The organism is Pseudarthrobacter sp. S9 (assembly GCF_050156545.1).
Lineage (GTDB): Bacteria > Actinomycetota > Actinomycetes > Actinomycetales > Micrococcaceae > Arthrobacter.
Genome location: NZ_CP189576.1, coordinates 1345042 through 1364727 on the forward strand (window position 1 = coordinate 1345042; position 19686 = coordinate 1364727).

18 protein-coding genes are annotated in these 19686 nt (G+C 68.4%); 9 read left to right on the top strand and 9 right to left on the bottom strand.

Annotated elements, in window-relative coordinates:
* Window position 1: 1 nt before the first annotated feature.
* From ACQCSY_RS06265 to ACQCSY_RS06290, 6 genes are all read right to left on the bottom strand, one after another.
* On the bottom strand, window positions 2-379 hold the full coding sequence (locus ACQCSY_RS06265; protein WP_427134096.1) for an L-rhamnose mutarotase: 378 nt from the start codon (window positions 377-379) through the stop codon (window positions 2-4).
* The gene (locus ACQCSY_RS06270) at window positions 376-1824 is read right to left on the bottom strand and encodes an arabinose isomerase (protein WP_427134098.1); all 1449 of its coding nucleotides are present in this window, start codon (window positions 1822-1824) and stop codon (window positions 376-378) included. Before ACQCSY_RS06270 ends, ACQCSY_RS06265 begins: the two co-directional genes overlap by 4 nt.
* A 146-nt stretch (window positions 1825-1970) precedes the next feature.
* On the bottom strand, window positions 1971-3032 hold the full coding sequence (gene rhaS / locus ACQCSY_RS06275; protein WP_427134100.1) for a rhamnose ABC transporter substrate-binding protein: 1062 nt from the start codon (window positions 3030-3032) through the stop codon (window positions 1971-1973).
* A 79-nt stretch (window positions 3033-3111) separates the two neighbouring features.
* Window positions 3112-4194 (bottom strand): ABC transporter permease, encoded by a 1083-nt coding sequence (locus ACQCSY_RS06280; protein WP_427134102.1) that lies wholly within the window; start codon window positions 4192-4194, stop codon window positions 3112-3114.
* Window positions 4187-5233: an ABC transporter permease gene (locus ACQCSY_RS06285; protein WP_427134104.1), complete on the bottom strand. Its 1047-nt coding sequence runs from the start codon at window positions 5231-5233 to the stop codon at window positions 4187-4189. Before ACQCSY_RS06285 ends, ACQCSY_RS06280 begins: the two co-directional genes overlap by 8 nt.
* Entirely contained in the window at window positions 5230-6774 is a 1545-nt protein-coding gene (locus tag ACQCSY_RS06290; RefSeq protein WP_427134106.1) for a sugar ABC transporter ATP-binding protein, read from the bottom strand. The genes ACQCSY_RS06285 and ACQCSY_RS06290 overlap by 4 nt, the downstream gene beginning before the upstream one ends.
* Before the next feature lie 248 nt (window positions 6775-7022).
* On the opposite strand from ACQCSY_RS06290, the gene ACQCSY_RS06295 reads away from it, so the two are divergent.
* The 8 genes from ACQCSY_RS06295 to ACQCSY_RS06330 all read left to right on the top strand — a co-directional run bounded on the left by ACQCSY_RS06295 (window position 7023) and on the right by ACQCSY_RS06330 (window position 16065).
* Window positions 7023-8033: a LacI family DNA-binding transcriptional regulator gene (locus ACQCSY_RS06295; protein ID WP_427134108.1), complete on the top strand. Its 1011-nt coding sequence runs from the start codon at window positions 7023-7025 to the stop codon at window positions 8031-8033.
* 135 nt (window positions 8034-8168) lie between these two features.
* A complete protein-coding gene (locus ACQCSY_RS06300) occupies window positions 8169-8720 on the top strand; it encodes an SRPBCC family protein (RefSeq protein ID WP_427134109.1) in 552 nt (183 codons plus the stop codon).
* Window positions 8721-8844: 124 nt separating this feature from the next.
* Entirely contained in the window at window positions 8845-9090 is a 246-nt protein-coding gene (locus ACQCSY_RS06305; RefSeq protein ID WP_427134111.1) for a hypothetical protein, read from the top strand.
* Entirely contained in the window at window positions 9077-9220 is a 144-nt protein-coding gene (locus tag ACQCSY_RS06310) for a hypothetical protein (protein WP_427134112.1), read from the top strand. The genes ACQCSY_RS06305 and ACQCSY_RS06310 overlap by 14 nt, the downstream gene beginning before the upstream one ends.
* A gap of 147 nt (window positions 9221-9367) precedes the next feature.
* A complete protein-coding gene (locus tag ACQCSY_RS06315; RefSeq protein ID WP_427134113.1) occupies window positions 9368-10006 on the top strand; it encodes a DUF4232 domain-containing protein in 639 nt (212 codons plus the stop codon).
* A gap of 89 nt (window positions 10007-10095) precedes the next feature.
* Window positions 10096-14370 (top strand): ATP-dependent helicase, encoded by a 4275-nt coding sequence (locus ACQCSY_RS06320; RefSeq protein ID WP_427134115.1) that lies wholly within the window; start codon window positions 10096-10098, stop codon window positions 14368-14370.
* A 194-nt stretch (window positions 14371-14564) separates the two neighbouring features.
* Window positions 14565-15143, top strand: a complete 579-nt coding sequence (locus tag ACQCSY_RS06325; protein ID WP_427134117.1) for an Lhr family helicase — start codon at window positions 14565-14567, stop codon at window positions 15141-15143.
* Window positions 15136-16065, top strand: a complete 930-nt coding sequence (locus ACQCSY_RS06330) for an Fpg/Nei family DNA glycosylase (protein WP_427134119.1) — start codon at window positions 15136-15138, stop codon at window positions 16063-16065. The genes ACQCSY_RS06325 and ACQCSY_RS06330 overlap by 8 nt, the downstream gene beginning before the upstream one ends.
* 23 nt (window positions 16066-16088) lie before the next feature.
* Here ACQCSY_RS06330 and ACQCSY_RS06335 read toward each other — a convergent pair whose 3' ends face one another.
* A complete protein-coding gene (locus tag ACQCSY_RS06335) occupies window positions 16089-16751 on the bottom strand; it encodes a YczE/YyaS/YitT family protein (RefSeq protein WP_427134121.1) in 663 nt (220 codons plus the stop codon).
* A gap of 61 nt (window positions 16752-16812) precedes the next feature.
* Between ACQCSY_RS06335 and ACQCSY_RS06340 the strand changes: the two genes are divergently transcribed.
* Window positions 16813-18315: a PLP-dependent aminotransferase family protein gene (locus tag ACQCSY_RS06340; protein ID WP_427134123.1), complete on the top strand. Its 1503-nt coding sequence runs from the start codon at window positions 16813-16815 to the stop codon at window positions 18313-18315.
* A gap of 27 nt (window positions 18316-18342) precedes the next feature.
* On the opposite strand, the gene ACQCSY_RS06345 is transcribed toward ACQCSY_RS06340, so the two are convergent.
* A complete protein-coding gene (locus ACQCSY_RS06345; RefSeq protein ID WP_427134124.1) occupies window positions 18343-19035 on the bottom strand; it encodes an SRPBCC family protein in 693 nt (230 codons plus the stop codon).
* Window positions 19028-19684 carry a helix-turn-helix domain-containing protein gene (locus ACQCSY_RS06350; protein ID WP_427134126.1) on the bottom strand — a complete coding sequence of 219 codons (657 nt, stop codon included), beginning with the start codon at window positions 19682-19684 and terminating at the stop codon, window positions 19028-19030. Before ACQCSY_RS06350 ends, ACQCSY_RS06345 begins: the two co-directional genes overlap by 8 nt.
* Window positions 19685-19686: the final 2 nt, after the last annotated feature.

Consider the following 19686-nt stretch of genomic DNA (forward strand, 5'->3'; position numbering starts at 1 on the left):
GTCAGTCTCCTTCGGGTGTAGTGGGGGCGAGGACTGGCGCGGCGGCGGACAGTTGGTCCTCGAGGTTGAATACTTCGGTGAGTTGGAGGAAGCCCTCGTCGGGGGCTCCGGCTAGGTCTTCGAAGAAGCCGGACATTTCGGCCTGCCACCGGGCGTTGACGCCCGTGGCTGCCATCCGGGCTTGGGCTTCGGAAAGGCTCTCCGTTTCGAAGTAGCCGATCAGGAGCCCGTCAGCCCGGAGGAAGAGTGAGTAGTTGTTCCAGCCGGAGGCCTTGAGTGCCTGGAGCATCTCCGGCCATACGGCGGCGTGGCGGCGGGTGTATTCCGGGATGAGGCCGGGTTTCAGCTGGAGCTGGAAGCAGACGCGCTGGGTGCTCATGAGAGCACCACGTGGCGGTGTTCAATGCCCAAAAGGGACGCCGCAGCCTTGATGTCGGCCGCACGGTGACCGAGGCAGAGGGCCCAGTGGTGGCCAATGCCGGTCTGGCTCCACTGGTCCACCCAGAGTCCGGGGTCCCCGCCGAAGTCCACGCGCGAGGTGGTGTTGCCGATTGCCAGCAGCGGGCCCGGAACCACTTCGCCTTCGGAGGTGATGAAGACATAGCTGCCGTCCGGGTCCTGGCCGAGGCCGAAGGTGGTGACCGGTCCGTGCCGTACATCGAATTCAACCGAGACCCCCCAGCCGCGCTTGCCGTGGTAGGCGCCCAGTCCACGCAACAGCGGATCCTGCGCCGACACCGCCAGGTGCGCCGGTCCGTCGTGGCCCATTTCCACCACATTGTCGAAGAAGTTCAAGGCCTGGATTTCGGTGAACGATCCCCCGGCGCCCATGGCCTGCGCGGCGAGCATGGCGATGGAGGTCCGCAGCTCGTATTCGCCGGCCATCGGGATTCCCCGGGCCGTGAGGATGGAGGAGCCCAGGATCATCCCGGCGCCCAGCCGTTCGTGCTGTTCTCCGGCCAGTCCCCGGTGGTAGTAGGCCACGGAGTCAAGATCGAAGTCCTCCACCAGGCGGTCCAGCCCCACCGAGACCTTCGCGCCCCAGGCAAAGTCGTCGTCGTTCACGGATTCATCCAGCACGAAAAGGTCACGGGCCAGGTCGAGCCGTTCGGCTACCTGCGCCTCGGGCACAGCGTTGACGCGTTCGCGGAGGTCGTCGAATTCCAGCACCTCCACGTGGGAGCCGAAGGTGGTGGAGACGGTGGTCAGGTCGGTGGCGACATCCAGCATGCCCGGATAGAGGTGGCCCATGAGTCCGTGCCGGGCATTTCGGAGCCGGGCCCGGACACCGGCAGCGTGGACCCATTTGTTGATCCGTTCCCAGGCGGATTCCTGCTTGAGGTGTCCGGAGACGGAGCGGAAGTCGATCCCGGCGCGGCGGAAGACGTTGGCGATCTCCGGCACCGGACATTGCCCGCAGTAGGCCAGCCACTTGCCGGTGTCGAAGTTGGCGTGGTCCATCGCTTCGGTGGGCTGCAGGTCGATCACCAGGACGGGGGTCTTGGCCCGCTGGGCGATGGGCAGCACCATGGACGAGGTCAGGTAGGTGGTCAGGAAGATGACGATGAGGTCGCAGTCGGCGACGCGTAGCTTTTCGCCGGCTGCGGCGGCCTCCTGCGCGTCGGAAATGAAGCCCGTGTCGATGACTTCGGCGTCGAGTCCCTGGAAGCGGCCAGTGACGTAACGGACTGAGTCCTGCAGCTGCGGAAGCAGCTCCGGAAACTGGGGCCAGTAGGCGCCCAGCCCGCCGGAGACCAATCCGATGCGGGTGGGGCGACGCCGGTGCGGCTGCAGCAGCCGGGCGGCCGCTTGTTTCTGGTTCATTTGAGGGGGCCTTCCGGCATGAAAAAGGGAACCTGGGGCTCAGGGAACGGAGGCTCTGGGAGCGGGCCCTGGAAACGGGGGAGGTGCCGGGCGGGCTGTCAGCGGCCCGCCCGGCACTCGGCCACTCGGGATGGTTCAGGCAGGGATCAGAAGTTGTACTTGTCGATATTTCCGGTGTTGAAGACGGTCGGTGGCCCGACGATCACCAGTCCGCCCTTGCCGACTTTGCGTTCACCGAGTTCCCCGGCGGTGAAGGTGTCTCCTTCGGCGCCGGTCATCTTGCCGTCCTTGAGGGCCTTGCCGGCGAATGCTGCAATGTAGCCAAGCTGTGCCGGATCCCAGAGGGCGAACTCCTTGACGGTTCCGTCCTTGATGAAGGGGCGCATTTCATTGGGCAGGCCCAGTCCGGTGAGGGCAACTTTGCCCTTGTAGGCGGACGTTGAGAGGTACCGGGCGGTGGCTGCGATGCCGACGGTGGTCGGGGAGATGATGCCCTTCAGGTTCGGGTGGGCCTGCAGGAGGCCCTGCGCTTCCTGGAAGGACTTGGTGTCGTTGTCATCGCCATAGACCTTGGCCACGAGCTTGATGTCCTTGTACGCAGGGTTGGAGGCGAGCTCCTCCTCCATGTACTTGATCCACTCATTCTGGTTCGTGGCGTTGGCGGTGGCCGACAGGATGGCAATTTCGCCGCTGCCGCCGATCTGCTCGGAAATCAGTTTGGTCTGGATCAGGGCCACGTCCTTGGCCACCACCTGGCTGATGAACACGTCGCGGCACTCGGGCTTGGTGTCCGAGTCGAACGCGACGATCTTGGCACCGGCGGAACGAGCTTCGCCCAGGGCCGTGCAGACGGCGTCGGGATCATTTGCCGCGATCACAATGACGTTCGTGCCGGCCTGTGTCTCGGCGTTGATGAAGGAAACCTGACTGGAGGCGGAGGCCTCCAGCGGGCCGACTACCTGGGAGGAGGCGAAGCCTGCCTCTGCGGCACCCTTCTTGCCGCCGCCCAGGACAACGTCCGTGTAGGGGTTGTTCAGCTGCTTGGGGATGAAGGTGATCTTCTGGTCCCCTCCTGCTGAGGGGCTGGCGCCACCGGCAGATCCCGAGCCGCTATTGCAGGCGGTCAGGGCCAGCGCGGCCACGGCGGTGATGGCCACCATGGTCGCCAAACGACCGGTCCGGCCCGTATTCGTGCGGTTCAACATCATTGTTCTTCCCTTTTCCTTCGTGCGGTAGGTACATCCGATCCCAGGCGGGCACGGTTGCTGTAGTGCTGGTGTGAGGTTTTCAGCTTGGTTTCTGGCTGAAGCTTCGGCGGACGCGCCGGGTGTGCCGCCATTGTTTGATGGCGGAGCCGATGCTCGGCGCCACCACGGAGAGGATCAGCAGCAGGCCGGTCACCGTGATGAGGACGACGTCGGAAACCCGGGCCAGGCGGAGGGCGTAGTTGAGCGTCCCGATCAGCAGGACCCCGGCGATAACGCCGGGGATGGACCCCTTGCCGCCGAAGATCGACACCCCGCCCAGCAAGACGGCGGCGATGACCGCCAGTTCCAGGCCGGAGGCGTTGTCACTTCGGGCACTCGTGTAGCGCAGCGTCCAGTAGATGCCGGCCAGCGCTGACACGGCGCCGGATCCCACGTAGAGCCAGAACTTGCTGCGGGCCACCTTGATGCCGACAAAGCTGGCGGCTTCCTTGCTGTAGCCCATCGCGAAGAGCCCGCGTCCGAAGGGCGTGAAGTGCAGCAGCACCCCGAAGAAGATCATCACCAGGACGACGCCGATCATGACTGTCGGGATTCCGGTGCCGCCGAGTTTGGAGGTGAAGAACGCTGTCAGCGCCTTCGGGAAGTTGGCCACGGCGTTGTCGCCGATGATCACGAGGGCCAGGCCGCGGAACAATGCCAGGGTGCCGATCGTGACCGCCAGTGACGGCAGTCCGAGGACGGCGATCAGGAACCCGTTGAACATTCCGGCGGCTATTCCGGCCAGCAGGCTGATCGCCAGGACCAGCCAGATGTCCATGCCGCCGGCCCACAGGACGCCCATCAGGGCGCTGGTCAGTCCGGCGGTGCTGGCGACGGAAAGATCGATTTCGCCCGTGACGATGATCAGCGTCATCGGCATGGCGATCAGCAGGACCGGGATCACGTCCAGGAGCAGGAATCCGGTGGTGACCGGTGAGGCGAAGCGCGGAATCGCGATGGCCGCGTAGATCAGGAAGCCGGCCAGGGCGTAGATCGTGATGGCGTCACGGCCTGTCAGGATCCGCGCGGCGCCGGTCCGGCCCTTCGGCTCGCTGGCCAGCGGCTTGGTGCTGTCAACTTCAGGGGCTGACGCAGTGCTGGTGGTCGACGTGGTTTCAGACATTCCGAGCCTCGCTTATCCGCAGTTTCTTGGCTGTGCGCAGGCTTGCCACGCGGTCGATGATAATGGCGGTGAGGATCAGCACGCCGACGATGGCCTGCTGCCAGAACTTGTCGACCCGCAGGGCGGTCAGGGAGCTGGTGATGGTTGTCAGGAGCACGGCGCCGAGGGCCGCCCCCGCCACGGATCCGCTGCCGCCGAAGATGGCCACGCCCCCGACGACGGCGGCCGCCACCACAGTCAGTTCCATGCCGGTGCCGGTGGTGGCGCCGACGGAGTTGAAGCGGCTGGCGTAGAGCACGCCGGCCAGGCCGGCGAGGGCCCCGTTGGCCAGGAAGGCCAGGAACACGCGCTTGGACACCTTGATGCCGAAGGCCGTGGCCGCATCCGGGTCCGAGCCGATGGCGTACAGGTCACGGCCCGGACGGGTGCCGGACATGTAGACGGCCACTGCGATGACGACGACGACGGCCAGCAACGTGATGATGGGGAACCCCAGCACGGTGTTCACCGAGAGGGCGCCGAAGGCGTCCGGCCGGTCACCGGCAAAGAACTGCTTGCCGCCTGCCCAGGCGTTGTTCAGGCCGCGGAACACGTAAAGCGTCCCGAGGGTGATGACCAGGGCAGGCACTTTGGCCACAGTCACCAGGATGCCGTTGAAAGTGCCCAGCAACGCCCCGAAGGCCATTCCGATCGCGAAGACCGCGATGATCGGCAGACCGGGCATCGCCGAGAAGATGGAACCGGTGCCGAAGGCAACCAGTCCCAGCATGGAACCGACAGAGAGGTCGATGTTCCGGGTGATGATCAGCAGGGTCTGTCCCGCCGCCAGGATCATGATGATGGTGGCGTTCAGCAGCAGGTCCTTCACGCCCTGGGCGGTGAGGAACAGCGGGTTGATCACGTAGGTGACGAGCACCAGCAGTGCCAGCGCGATCAGCACGGGCAACTCGCGCAGCCGCAACACCGAGGCGACGGCGGCCCGGGTGCCGGCGGCGGGCGCCGTCGTCGTTGCTTTCTTGTGGTCCAGAGCTGAGCTCACGGGGTTCCTCCTGCGGAAGACGTTGCTGCGTGCATGACGGATTCGGGATTCGCATCGGCGCGGTTAAGTTCGGCGGTGATCCGGCCCTCGCGCATGACCAGGACCCGGTCCGCCATGCCGAGCACCTCGGGCAGTTCGGACGAGATCATCAGAATGGCGATCCCCCGCCCCGCGAGGTCGGAAATGAGCCGGTGGACCTCGCTCTTGGTTCCGACATCGATGCCTCGGGTCGGCTCATCAATGATCAGCAGCCGCGGGTCGGTGGCCAGCCATTTGGCGAGCACCACCTTTTGCTGGTTTCCGCCGGAGAGTGTGGAGACGGCGTGCTCCTGCGAGCCGGTCTTGACCTGGAGCCGCTTGCTCCAGTCCTGGGCTGCGCGGCGTTCCGCTGCGCCGTTGATCAGACCCGCAGTCGCAAACTTGTTGCGCAGCGTGAGTGTGACATTCCGGGCCACCGACAGGTTCATGACCAGGCCCTGCTTGCGGCGGTCCTCAGGGACGAAGCCCATTCCCGCGGTAATCGCCGCCTGGGGATCCCGGGGCTTGAGTTTGCGTCCCTCGAAGGTGATCTCACCGGCGTCGTAGGGGTCGATCCCGAACACGGCACGGGCAACCTCGGTTCGGCCGGCGCCCACGAGGCCGGCGAGTGCGACGATCTCCCCAGCGCGGACCTCGAAGCTGATATCGCGGAAGACTCCGGCGCGGCTGAGCCCTTCCACTTCCAGGACCACCTCCCCGATCTCCGCAACTGTCTTGGGGAACAGGGCTCCGATGTCCCGGCCGACCATCTCGCGGACGATCTGCTCGACGGTCACGTCGGCGGTCCGGTGGGTGGAGATATACCGGCCGTCCCGCATCACGGTGATCCGGTCGCACAGATCAAAGACCTCGTCGAAGCGGTGTGAAATGAAGAGGAGGCCGGTCCCCTTGTCCCGGAGGCTTCGCGCCACGGCGAACAGCCGGTCCACCTCCACGCCGCTGAGGGCGGCGGTGGGCTCGTCCATCACCAGGACTTTGGCGTCCAGCGAAATGGCCTTGGCGATTTCGATGATCTGCTGGTCCGCGATGGACAGGCCCTCTGCGATACGGGTCGGATCGATGGGGACGCCGAGCCGCTCGAACAGCTTGTGTGCCTCCCGGACCATGGCCGCCTTGCTGATCAGCCCGAAGCGCCCCTTGGGCTGGCGGCCGATGAAGATGTTCTCCGCGACACTCAGGTCCGGAAAGAGCGTGGGTTCCTGGTAGATGACGGAGATTCCGGCGTCCTTGCTCTCGGCAACGTTGCGGAACTGGACGCTCTCGCCGCCCACCCTGAAATCCCCTGAATCCGGGTGGTGCAGGCCTGCGAGGATCTTGACCAGCGTGGACTTGCCGGCGCCGTTCTCCCCGACCAGTGCGTGGATTTCGCCGGCTTGAATGTGGATGGTTCCGTCGGCGAGGGCGACCACCGGACCAAAGGTCTTGGCGGCGTGCGAGAGGGAGAGCACCGGAACGGTCTCTCCCCCTGAGGGGCCGGACCGGGAACTATATGTCTGCTGCATAAAATTGACCGCACCTTTGGGGCTTAGTGAACACTGCAATGAATCGTTTCATAACGCGCTGTGATTTGAATCATAGGGGCTTGGGCTGTCGCCGTCAACAGGGAATAGGTATCTATGACTCGCCCATTTTGATTCGTTTCATTGAAAGGGTTCAAAGTGGGCTCGGGGCGGGTATCCTGAGGAGAGCAGTTTGCGTTCGCCCCGCTCGCCTTCCACGGCGGCGACGTCCACCTTCAGGAGCACAGGTAATGTTTTCAGCCAGCGTCAAGGACGTCGCGGCATTGGCCGGCGTCTCAGTCGGGACGGTCTCCAACGTGCTGAACCGGCCGGAAAAAGTGTCCGCGGAGGTCATGGCCCGGGTCCAGTCCGCCATCGACAAACTCGGCTTTGTCCGGAACGACGCCGCACGGCAGCTGCGCGCAGGCATGAGCCGCAGCATCGGCCTGGTGGTCCTGGACGCCGCGAACCCCTTCTTCACGGATCTGGCCCGGGGCGCCGAAGACCGCGCCGCCGCCGAGAATTTCATCGTCCTGGTGGGCAACAGCAATGAGGATCCGGGGCGGGAATCCGCCTATCTGGACCTCTTCGAGCAGCAGCGCGTGAGGGGCGTCCTGCTGTCCCCGGTCGGGAACGTAGTCCCAAGGCTGGAGCAGCTCCGGCGCAGGGGAATCCCCACGGTGCTCGTGGATCGGCAGACCGACAACCTGAGCTTCTCCTCAGTAGCCGTGGATGACCTGGCGGGCGGCGAAATGGCTGTCGCCCATCTGTTGTCGCTGGGCCGGCGGCGGATCGCGTTCGTGGGCGGTCCGGCAAGCATCCGTCAGGTGGCAGACCGCTTGTCCGGGGCGCGGAAGGCGATCCAGGCCGCGGGAGATGCAACCCTCGAGGTCATCGAAGCGGAATCCTTGACCGTGCTCTCGGGCAGGGCCGCAGGGGAGGCCATCCGGTTCCGGCCCGCAGCCGAACGCCCGGATGCCATCTTCGCGGCCAACGACCTGCTCGCCGTGGGTGTACTGCAGGGGCTGATGCTGATGGGTGGCGTGAAGGTTCCGCAGGAGATCGCCCTGATCGGCTACGACGACATCGAGTTCGCAGCCGCCGCCGTCGTGCCGCTGTCATCCATCCGGCAGCCGAGCGCCCTCATCGGCTCCACCGCGCTGGAGCTGCTGCTGCGCGAGGCGAGCTCGGAGGACGGGTTTGAACCCAGCCAAGTGGTATTTCCGCCGGAACTGATAGTCAGGGCCTCGACGCAGGGCTGACGGGCACCGCCCCGGCGGCCCCTGCCCGGCTCGCCCCCCATTGACCGGCTGCACCCTTCTGAGTACGGTCTGGTGCATCGATCCGCGCCAGCCGGGGATTCGCCGCAGGCAAGTCATCATTTCCGGGAGGCCCCGATGGGCAGCGCAGACTACGAATTCCAGACCGTGTGGCGCGTGGCGGGCACCGCAGAGGAGGTCGCGGCCATCCTCGGCGACACCACCACGCTTCCGCTCTGGTGGCCGTCCGTCTACCTCGGCGTCGAGCCGGCACCAGACGCCGGGAACCGCCAGTCCGGCATCCCCCGGCCCGTGCGCCTTCACACGAAAGGCTGGCTGCCCTACACGCTTCGATGGACGCTGACCGTCACCGAGCCGGTCACAAGCCGCGGTTTCGCGATCACGGCGGCCGGAGACCTGAACGGAACGGGCCGCTGGACCTTCGAGCAGGACGGGCCGGAAACCGTCGTCACGTACGACTGGCGCGTCAGTGCCGCAAAACCGCTGCTGCGGCGGCTGAGCTGGCTGCTTAAACCGGCCTTCGCCGCCAACCACCGCTGGGCAATGGCCCGTGGCCAAGAGAGCCTCGCCCTGGAGCTGGCCCGGCGTCGGCACGGCAATGACGGCGGGACCACCGGTGCGCGGGCAGTTCCGCCGCCCACGTTCCGGTGGCTGGGCCGCAAACCCTAGCGGCTGGACGCCTGCACAACGCGGAGGCGTTGTCTCAGTCATTTGGCCCATTGAGCGGAGGCACCTTCCCGCGGTTAGCTAAGTCACATCAACGTTCCCCCATCAGTGACCTCCAGGAATCATCGTGACTTTGCAGAAAAACCGGGCAGTCAGCAGCCCCGCCCACTGGGATGACGTCGAGATCGGCGACGCCGTCCAGCTCCTCAAGAATGGCCGCGTCGAGCACACGGGCCGCGTGGACAACCGGACCGCCGACGGCGCCGTCGTGTGGGTCATGTCGGCACCGGGCCGCCGGCAGCTGTTCCATGTTGGCGATGGCTACCAGCTGACCGTCGCCGATCCCGAAGGAGCAGACCATGCGGGTCACTGACGCGCCGGCAGCCATAGCGCAGAAGTCCAGCGCCCCGCGTGGCACACTCGCCGGCATGGACGCATGGCCCGCGGTCAACGCATCCTGCCCGGATGACTGCCACTACTGCTCGGGCCCCGAAACGGACTAGCGGCAGGCCGTCCCCGGGCTCCCCGACGCGACGCCCGGGGAATAGCTGACCTCGGTTGATGCCCGGAAATCACAATCCGGGCATCAAATCAGGCGCCGCCGTCGTGGCGTCGTTGACTAAGGCAACGGGGGGCGCAAGAGTGGTGCCATGACGACTCAGCGAATCAAAAACGGACTGGCACTCACGACGGCGGCTGCCGCGGCAGTGCTCCTGCTTAGCGGCTGCGGGGCCAGCAAGCCGCAGGCCCAGGCTGCCAGCGAAACGGTGGCTCCCACGGCAAGCTCCTCGAGCACGCCCAGCACTGCCGGCACTGACACAGCCCAGCCGACGTCGACTCCCCCCTCGCCGGCGTCCACTCAGTCCGGCACCGCGCTGTGCACGGCCGCCAGCCTGACTGCCACCACCGATTCCACCGGCGGCGGCGCCGCCGGCAGCGTCTACCTGCAGCTGATCCTGACGAACTCCGGAGCCGAGCCCTGTCTGCTCAAGGGCTACGCCGGGATCTCCCTGACCGCTGACGCCAACGGCGATCCCATCGGTGCCGCCGCGACCCGTGACGACTCCACCCCCGTCACCGATGTACTGCTAGCGCCGGGTCAGGCGGGCACCGCTACCCTGCGCTATACGCAGGCCGGCAACTACCCGGACTGCACCCGGACCCCGGCGGCCGGCTTCCGGATCTACCCGCCGGACGACACCGTGTCCCTGTTCGTCGCCGATCCCCGGGACGCCTGCAGCAACACAGGCATCGATCTGCTGACTATTGGGGCTTTCCAGGCCAAGTAGCATCCGGCGTCCGGTCCCACCGGATACCCAGGCTGGGCCCGGAATGCTGCCCGCCGAATAGTGTCGGTGCCGTAGGGCATGATGGAGGAATGAAGGGGCAGGAGCCCGCCGGCGGCCCACTAGCGGCCGACGCCATGGACCGGTTCAGTCGGCCGACCCGGGACTGGTTCCTGGGCGCTTTTTCCGCGCCCACCCCCGCCCAGAACGGCGCCTGGAACGCGATCTCCTCCGGTTCACACGCCCTCGTGGTGGCGCCCACGGGCTCCGGCAAGACGCTAGCGGCCTTCCTCTGGGCGTTGGACAGGCTGCAGGTCTCGGCCCCGGCCGAACCCGAGGAGGAGCTGCCCGGCCTCGACGCCGTGAAGGGCACCCGGCGGAAGGCGCCGAAGCGGAAAACCCGCGTGCTGTACATCTCACCGCTCAAGGCGCTGGGCGTCGACGTCGAACGGAACCTCCGCGCCCCGCTGATCGGCATCACCCAGACCGCCAAACGCCTGGGACTGCCCGCACCGCTGATCTCCGCGGGCGTCCGGTCCGGGGATACACCGGCGTCGGACCGCCGCTCGCTGCTCAGCCACCCGCCGGACATCCTCATCACCACGCCCGAATCGCTGTTCCTCATGCTCACGTCCAAAGCGCGGGAGACGCTGAGCGAGGTGGACACGATCATCGTGGACGAGGTCCACGCCGTGGCGGGCACCAAGCGCGGCGCGCATCTGGCGGTGTCGCTGGAGCGCCTAGATGCGCTGTTGCCGAAACCCGCGCAGCGGATCGGGCTCTCGGCCACGGTCGAGCCCAAGGAGCTCGTCGCGCAGTTCCTGGCCGGCTCGGCACCGGTGGAAATCGTGGCCCCGCCGTCGAAGAAGAATTGGGACCTGACCGTCTCCGTCCCTGTGGAAGACATGTCCGATCTCCCGGGCGCCGCCGGGGCGTTCGATTCCGGTCCGGCGTCCGGGCTCCAGCCGCAGGCATCGATCTGGCCTCATGTGGAGGAGAAGATCGTGGACCTGGTGCTGGCCAACCAGTCCACCATCGTGTTCGCCAACTCCCGCCGGCTTGCCGAACGGCTGACCGCCCGGCTGAACGAGATCTACGCCGAGCGCCAGCTGATGGCTGCGGGCGGCGGCTGGGATGAGTTTGGCGCCGGGGCCGCGGACTTCGAGACGCCGCCCGGCGGCGGCGCAGCACTAACGGCGTCGACCACGACGGCGACTTCAACCGCGACGCCGGCGCACATGATGGCCCAGGCCGGCAGCACCGCCGGCGCCGACCCCGTGCTGGCCAGGGCGCACCACGGTTCCGTGTCCAAGGACCAGCGCGCCCTGATTGAGGACGACCTCAAGTCCGGGCGGCTGCGCTGCGTCGTGGCCACGTCCTCGCTGGAACTCGGCATCGACATGGGCGCCGTGGACCTCGTGGTGCAGGTGGAGTCCCCGCCGTCGGTGGCCAGCGGGCTGCAGCGTGTGGGCCGCGCCGGACACCAGGTCGGCGAGATCTCCCAGGGCGTGTTGTTCCCCAAGCACCGGGCGGACCTCGTGCACACGGCCATCACGGTGGAACGGATGCTCGGCGGCAAGATCGAACGCCTCAGTGTTCCGGCCAACCCGCTGGACATCCTGGCCCAGCAGACCGTCGCGGCCACCGCCCTGGGCGCTATTGATGTGGAGGAATGGTTCTCCACGGTCCGGCGGTCCGCGCCCTTCGCCTCGCTCCCCCGCTCCGCCTTCGAAGCCACCCTGGACCTGCTAGCCGGTCGCTACCCTTCGGACGAATTCGCCGAACTACGGCCCCGGATCATCTGGGACCGCAACGCCGGGACCATCGAGGGCCGCCCCGGTGCCCAGCGGCTGGCCGTCACCTCCGGAGGCACCATTCCGGACCGCGGGCTGTTCGGCGTCTACATCATCGGCACCGACGTGGAAGGCACCGGTGCGGCCGGCGGGGCGGGAGCGGACGGCCGGGCTGCCAGTCCGGCCGCCGCCGCGGCCAAGGGCGGCCGCCGCGTCGGCGAACTCGACGAGGAAATGGTCTATGAATCCCGGGTCGGCGATATCTTCGCCCTCGGCGCCACGAGCTGGAAGATCGAGGACATCACCCACGACCGGGTCCTGGTGTCCCCCGCCTTCGGCCAGCCCGGCAAGCTCCCCTTCTGGAAGGGCGACTCCCTGGGCCGGCCCGTGGACCTGGGCCGCGCTCTGGGGGCGTTCATGCGCGAGCTTTCAGCGTCCGACGTCGGGCCGGCGATGGAACGCTGCAAGGCCAGCGGCCTGGACGACTTCGCCGCCAACAACCTCATCCAGTACCTCGCCGAACAAAAGCTGGCCACCGAGGTGGTCCCCAGCGACACCACCCTCGTGGTGGAGCGCTTCCACGATGAGCTCGGCGACTGGCGGGTGGTGCTGCACAGCCCCTTCGGCATGCCGGTGCACGCGCCGTGGGCGCTGGCCGTGGGCCAGCGCCTGCACCAGCGCTACGGGATGGACGGCTCCGCCATGGCCGCCGACGACGGCATCGTGCTGCGCGTGCCGATGATGGAGGACGAGCCCCCCGGGGCCGAGCTGTTCCTCTTCGACCCCGAGGAACTGGAGCAGATCGTGACGGCGGAGGTCGGCGGGAGCGCCCTCTTCGCCTCCCGGTTCCGCGAGTGCGCCGCCCGGGCCCTGCTCCTGCCCAGGCAGAACCCGGGCAAGCGGCAGCCCTTGTGGCAGCAGCGGCAGCGCTCCGCCCAGCTGCTGGACGTCGCCCGGAAGTACCCGGCGTTCCCGATTGTGCTCGAGACCGTGCGCGAATGCCTGCAGGATGTCTACGATCTTCCGGCCCTGAAAGACATCGCCGCGTCCGTCGAGCGCCACGAGCTGCGGATCGTGCAGACCACGACGCAGCAGCCTTCCCCCTTCGCCAAGTCCCTGCTGTTCGGCTACGTCGCGCAGTTCCTCTACGAAGGCGACTCCCCGCTCGCAGAGCGCCGGGCCGCCGCGCTGGCGCTGGATTCGACCCTGCTCAACGAGCTCCTCGGGCGTGTGGAGCTACGTGAACTGCTCGACGCAAGGGTCATTGAGGCCACCGAACGGGAGCTGCAGCGGCTGGCACGGGACCGGAAGGTGCGCGGTCTGGAAGGGGTTGCTGACCTGCTCCGCCTCCTGGGCCCGCTCACGCCGGAGGAGGTCGCAGCCCGGCTCGAGCCGGTGGTTGAGCCCGTCGAAACGCCGGCGGCTGGGCCCGGCCCGGTGGTTGAGCTTGTCGAAACCCCGGCGGCTGACGCGCGCGGGCACCTCGTTGCTCTGCAGCGGGCCAACCGCGCCATCAAGGTGAACGTCGGCGGCGTCGAGCGTTTCGCCGCCGTGGAGGACGCCGCCCGGCTGCGCGACGCCCTCGGCGTCCCGCTGCCCATGGGTGTGCCCCTGGCCTTCATCGAACCCGTCGCGGACCCCTTGGGTGACCTCGTCTCGCGCTACGCCCGCACGCACGGTCCCTTCACGTCCACCGAAGCCGCGGCCCGGCTGGGACTCGGCGTCGCCGTCGTCGGCACTGCGCTGAAACGGCTCGCCGCGGACGGCCGCGTGGTGGAGGGAGAGTTCCGTCCCCATGCCTCACCGCCGGAAGAGACGTCGGCAGCGGCGGACGCCGGCGCTGGTGCAGGCTCGGATGCCGCCCAGACACCAGCCGTTCCGACCGCCCCGGCGCTGGCCGGGGTCAGCGAATGGTGCGACGCCGAGGTGCTGCGCAAGCTCCGCCGCCGGTCGCTCGCCGCGCTGCGCGCCGAAGTCGAGCCCGTCGACGCCGCCGCATACGGCCGCTTCCTCCCTGCCTGGCAGAACGTCCGCACGCCCGGCAGCCGCCGCAGCCAGTCGGCGCTCCGCGGGCTGGACGGGATCATCACGGCCGTCGACCAGCTCTCCGGCGTGCCCATTCCGGCCTCCGCGTGGGAGCCCCTGATCCTGGCCACCCGGGTGGCCGACTACCAGCCCGCCATGCTGGACGAACTCATGGCGGCCGGTGAGGTCCTCTGGTCCGGCGCCGGCTCCCTGCCGGGAAATGACGGCTGGGTGAGCCTGCATCTTGCCGACTCGGCAGAACTGACCCTGAACCCGGCGGTGGACTTTGAGCCCGGCGACGCGCAGCAGCGGCTGCTGGACCATCTGCGGAACAACGGCGGAGGCTACTTCTTCCGGCAACTGACGGAGATCGCCGGCGGCATGGACTCCGTACTCAGTGACCAGCAGGTGGTCTCGGCGCTCTGGGACCTAGCCTGGGCGGGCCGGATCACCGGCGATACCTTCGCCCCGGTCCGCGCGATGATTGCCGGCGGCCACACGGCCCACCGGCAGGTATCGCGCGCGCCGCGGGCGCGCGCCCCCGGCTGAGCCGGCTGGGGCGCGCCCACGGCACCGGCCTGCTCGGGTCACCGGGGCTCACCGGCGGCCGCTACGGCTCCGTCAGCGGCACCACGCCCGCTGCCCCCCTGGCCGCCGGACGCTGGTCCGCCCTGCCCGCCCCCGAGCTGGATCCCACCATCCATGCCCGGGCCACCGCGGAACTCCTGCTGGACCGGTACGGTGTGGTCACCCGCGGCTCGGTCATGGCGGAGAACATCCTGGGCGGCTTCGGCCTGATGTACAAGGTGCTCGCCCGGCTGGAAGAAGCCGGACGGTGCCGGCGCGGCTACTTCATCGAGCATCTCGGCGCGGCCCAGTTTGCCGTCCCCGCCACCGTGGACCGGCTGCGGTCCTTTGCCGAGGACACGCAGCTGTCCAAGCCCGAGCCCGCCGCGCTGGCCCTCGCTGCGACGGACCCCGCGAACCCCTACGGCGCCGCCCTGCCCTGGCCTGCCCTCAACGCCGAAGCCGGCACCGGCCACCGTCCGGGCCGGAAGGCCGGGGCCCTCGTGGTGCTCGTCGACGGCGCCCTCGTCCTCTACGTGGAACGCGGCGGCAAGACCCTGCTGGCGTTCAGCGACGACGCCGGGATCCTGGCCGCGGCCGGCGCCGCGCTGGTGGGGGTCGTGACCCGCGGGGCGGTGGACAAGCTGATCATGGAAAAGGTCAACGGCCACGGCATCCTGGACACGCCCATCGCCGCCGCCCTCGCCCGCGCCGGCGCCTACTCCACCCCGAAGGGACTGAGAATCCGTGCCTGAGGGCGACTCGGTGTTCCGCGCCGCCGCGCAGCTGCACGCCGCTCTCGCGGGCCAGCAGCTCATCTCCTCCGACTTCCGGGTGCCGCGCTTCGCCACACTCAAGCTCGACGGCTGGATTGTGCAGGAGGTGGTGCCCCGCGGCAAGCACCTGCTCATGCGGCTCCAGGGTCCGGGAGGGCACGGCTCAGCAGAACAGGGTCGGGCTGAACAGGGATCAGCAGGACAGGGGCCAGCAGTCCGCAGTCCGGAGGAACGGGACCGGCTGACCATCCACTCGCATCTGAAAATGGAAGGTGCGTGGCAGGTCTACCCGCCCGGCGGCCGCTGGCGGAAGCCCGGCTTCACCGTCCGCTGCGTGCTGCGGACCGCGGCGGCCGACGCCGTCGGGTTTTCGCTCGGCATCCTGGAAGTCGTCCGCACCTCGGAGGAGGACTCGGTTGTGGGGCACCTCGGGCCCGATCTCCTGGGCCCGGACTGGGACATGGCCGAGGCCGAACGCCGGATTCGAGCTGCCCCGGACGTCCCGATCGGCGTCGCCCTGCTGAATCAGAGGAACCTCGCGGGCATCGGAAACATTTACCGCTGCGAGGCCTGTTTCCTCTCGGGGGTCCATCCGGCCTCACTGGTTTCGGCGGTGCGTGACCTGCCGGCCGTGATCATGCACGCCAAGGTCCTGCTGGAAGCCAATCTTGGGCCCGGCCGGCGCACCACCGTGCTCAATCCGCGCGGCCAGCCCGCCGGCCGGACGTCCGGGCTGCCCGGCTACTGGGTCTACCGCCGGGAGCACCAGCCCTGCCTCAAGTGCGGAACCCCGGTGCGCCGCGGTGCCCTGGCCAAGGCGGCCGCAACCGGAACCGGAACCGAAGAACGGGACATCTACTACTGCCCCACCTGCCAACCCTATCCGGCCCTGCACGCCTAGCGGCAACAGAGCCGGCAGGCAGCCTACGCCGTCGCCGGCAGAGCGTCAGGATCCTCGGAGGCTCCCCCGGGCATCTGTTCGGACGTGGTCTGCAGCTTGGGCGCTTTCGGCTCAGGCACGGTGAACCGCGGCAACAGCAACTGCACCAGCGGGCCGATGGCCAGGGCGTAGACCGCTGTCCCCACCCCGACGGAACCGCCCAGCAGCCAGCCGGCACCCAGTACCACCAATTCGATACCCGTCCGGGACGTCCGCACCGACCATCCCGTGCGCCGGGCCAGTCCCGTCATGAGACCGTCCCGGGCGCCGGGGCCGAGGCGGGCGCCGATGTAGCAGGCCGACGCGATGCCGTTGAGCAGCACCGCTCCCGCGAGCATGCCGATCTGTCCACCAAGATGCGAGAACTCCGGGATCAGGGCCAGGCCGACATCCGCGAAGACTCCCACCAGTACGGCGTTGGACAGCGTGCCGAAGCCTGGCCACTGCCGGAGCGGTATCCAGAGGAGCAGCACCAGGAAGCTGACAATGACCACCACCGTGCCGATGCTCAGGCCGGACTTGCTGGCGAGGCCCTGGTGGAAGACATCCCAGGGATCCAATCCGAGTCCCGCCCGGATGAACATCGCCAGGGATACGCCGTACATGGCGAGGCCGATAAGAAGCTGGAGGAGTCTGCGGGTCATCATGGACTCCATCCTCCGGCAAAACTGGCCTTGTAATCCATATCCAGTTTGAGATACTGGCTTCATGTCCGGTTCCCTTAATCCCAGTTCCCTCGCCCGCCTCCTGGGCAAGTGGAACCTCGGCGCCACCCCCGCCTACCGCGAGCTGGCCGACGTCGTACGACTGCTGGTCCTGGACGGCCGCGTCCCGCTGGACGTCGCGCTGCCGAGCGAACGCTCACTGGCGGAAACGCTTGGCGTCAGCCGCACCACGGTGACCGCCGCGTACTCCTCGCTGCGGGAGCAGGGCTTCCTCAGCAGCGGCCAGGGCAGCCGGGGCCGGACCTGCATCCCGCATCGCGGGCCCGGGGGCGCCAGCCGCGACGGCGCTGGCCCGAACGGAGGATCCGACCTCAGCGGCGCCCCGGGCCTGGCCGTCCCGGACGGGCTGCTGGATCTTGCCTATGCGTCCCTGCCCGCCAGCGGCGAGGTGGTGCACCGGGCCTTTGCCTCCGCGCTGACGGAGCTGCCGGCGCTGCTGCCGGGCTTCGGCTACGACGCCCTCGGAGTGGGAGCGCTCCGGGCGGCGATCGCGGCGCAGTATTCGGCCGCCGGGGTGCCCACCACCGCCGGGCAGATCCTGGTGACCTCCGGCGCGCAGCATGCCCTGAACATCGTGCTGCGCACGCTCGCGGGCCGGTCGGACAAAGTGCTGGTTGAACACCCCAGCTACCCGAACGCCCTCGACGCCATCCGTGCCGCAGGCTGCCTGCCCGTTCCGGTGGCCCTGCCACCGGCCAACAGCGACGGGTACACCGGCTGGGATCTTGACGCGATGGAGGCCGCCCTGCAGCAACAGCGGCCGGCGATGGCCTACGTGGTGCCGGACTTCCACAACCCCACCGGGCGGCTGATGTCCGATCCGCAGCGGCGCCGGCTGGTCCGGGCGGCGGCCGCGTCCGGCACCGTCCTGGTGGTCGACGAGACGCTGCGGGAGCTGAACCTCGACGCCGCCCCCTCCACGCCGCTGGCCGCATTCAGCCCGGCAGTGGTGTCAATCGGTTCGCTCAGCAAGTCCCACTGGGCCGGACTGCGGACCGGCTGGATCCGTGCCGGCGAGCCCCTCATCCAGCGCTTCGCCGCGTCCCGCACCACCATGGACCTCGGCGGTCCGGTGGTCGAACAACTGGCGGCAGCCCATCTGGTCAATGCGCTCTCGGAGCCCCTCCCGGCGCGGCTCGCGGCGCTCCGCGACAACCGGGACATCCTCCTCGCACTTATCGCCGAGCATCTGCCGACCTGGCAGACCGAAAGGCCCGACGGCGGCCTGTCCGTCTGGTGCCGCCTGCCCGTTCCCATCAGCACGGCGCTGGCGGTGATCGCGCCGGACTTCGGCATCCGACTCGCCGCCGGACCCAGGTTTGGCGTGGGCGGCGCCTTTGAGCACTACCTCCGGGTGCCGTTCACCCTGCCGCCGGAGCAGCTCGAGACCGCGGTCGTGGCCCTGCGTTCGGCCCAGAACCGACTGGAGGTTGCGCCGCAGCTGCGGCGGAACCTCGCAGCTGCGCCCGCCGCTGCCATCGCCTGACCTGCTGCCGGCGGCGGGGCCGCCAGCCTAGGCGAAGACCTTCCCGAGGAAGCCGCCCCAGTCCTTGGCCGTGGCCTCTGAGTCCCCGCGGCCGCTGAAGTCATGGACGGTCATGCCCACCGGGGCCCCGAACGCGTTGCGGCCGAAGAACCGGTACATCGCATCGGCCGTCCGCAGGCCCAGGAAGTTCTCGTTGGAGAAGTCCACTTCGCCGGAGAGCCGCCCGACGCCGTCGAGCTTCAGCTCCACGGTGTCGCCCGTCGCAGAGCCGTCCACGCCCATTGCCTTCTTGAGCCGCGCGAACCCGTCCGGCGCCTGCGACGCCGCAGGGGCCTGGATGTCCGTGAACACCACGGGCCTGGCGTCGAAGTACTTCAGGTACTGGCCCAGGGTGTGCAGATAGAACTCGGTGTGCTTGCTGGCGCCGTCGTACTGTTCGTCCCAGTTGTCGGCGAAGATGCCGCTGTGGACGTAGTGCAGGCGGGCACGGCCGCCGTCGAGCGGTTCCAGCACGTGCTCCAACTGGTTGAACCAGCCGTCCGGACCCTCCATCCGGGACACCAGATGCGCGGGGTACTCATCCACCGTCCGGACGGCCGGCCACTCGTCCGTGGGGAACATCCAGGCCGGGGTGTCCTTGGTGACCGCTTCCCAGACCCGTTCCGGGGTGCCGGGCAGTTCGGTGTCGTAAACAATCTCGAAATTCCGCTTGTCAGTCATTGTCCTGCTCCTTTGCTGATGTGGTTGTGGGTGATGCCTTGAGTGCTGGATGAAGCGCGACGACGAGCCGGTGCTTGCGCCCGCCACCCGCCGGAGTGCCCGCCGGGCTGCCCGCCGGAGTACCGGTCCCGCCGTCGTGGTACTTGTCCACGAGCCGGGTCACGGCGACGCCGAGCTCCTCGGCGAAGGCGGCCCGGTCCGCGGAGGAGCGGAAGGTGATCTCGCCGTCGATGGCGAACGTGGCAAGTTTCTGTTTGGCCGCCGCGGCTCCGGCGATCAGCTGGCCCATTTCCTGGACCAGGCGGCCGGCGAGCGCCAACAGCCAGAAGGCGGAGAAGCGGTCCGAGAACCGGTTCGGGTCCGGCGCCACGGAGGCCAGCGCGGCGGGCGAAATCAGGTAGGAGGCCGCCGTCGCCCGCAGGATGCGCTCCGTGACGTTGCCTTTCCGGCGCTCCTCCACGAGCTCCACGAGCCCATGCCGCTCGAGAGCCTTCAGGTGGTAGTTCACCTTCTGCCGCGGCAGCCCCACCCGCGCGGCGAGCTGCGTGGCGGACCCGGGCTCGGAGAGTTCCCGCAGGATCCGTGTCCGGATGGGGTCCAGCGAGGCCTCCGCCGCGGCCGGGTCCTCGATCACTTCGATGTCCAACATGC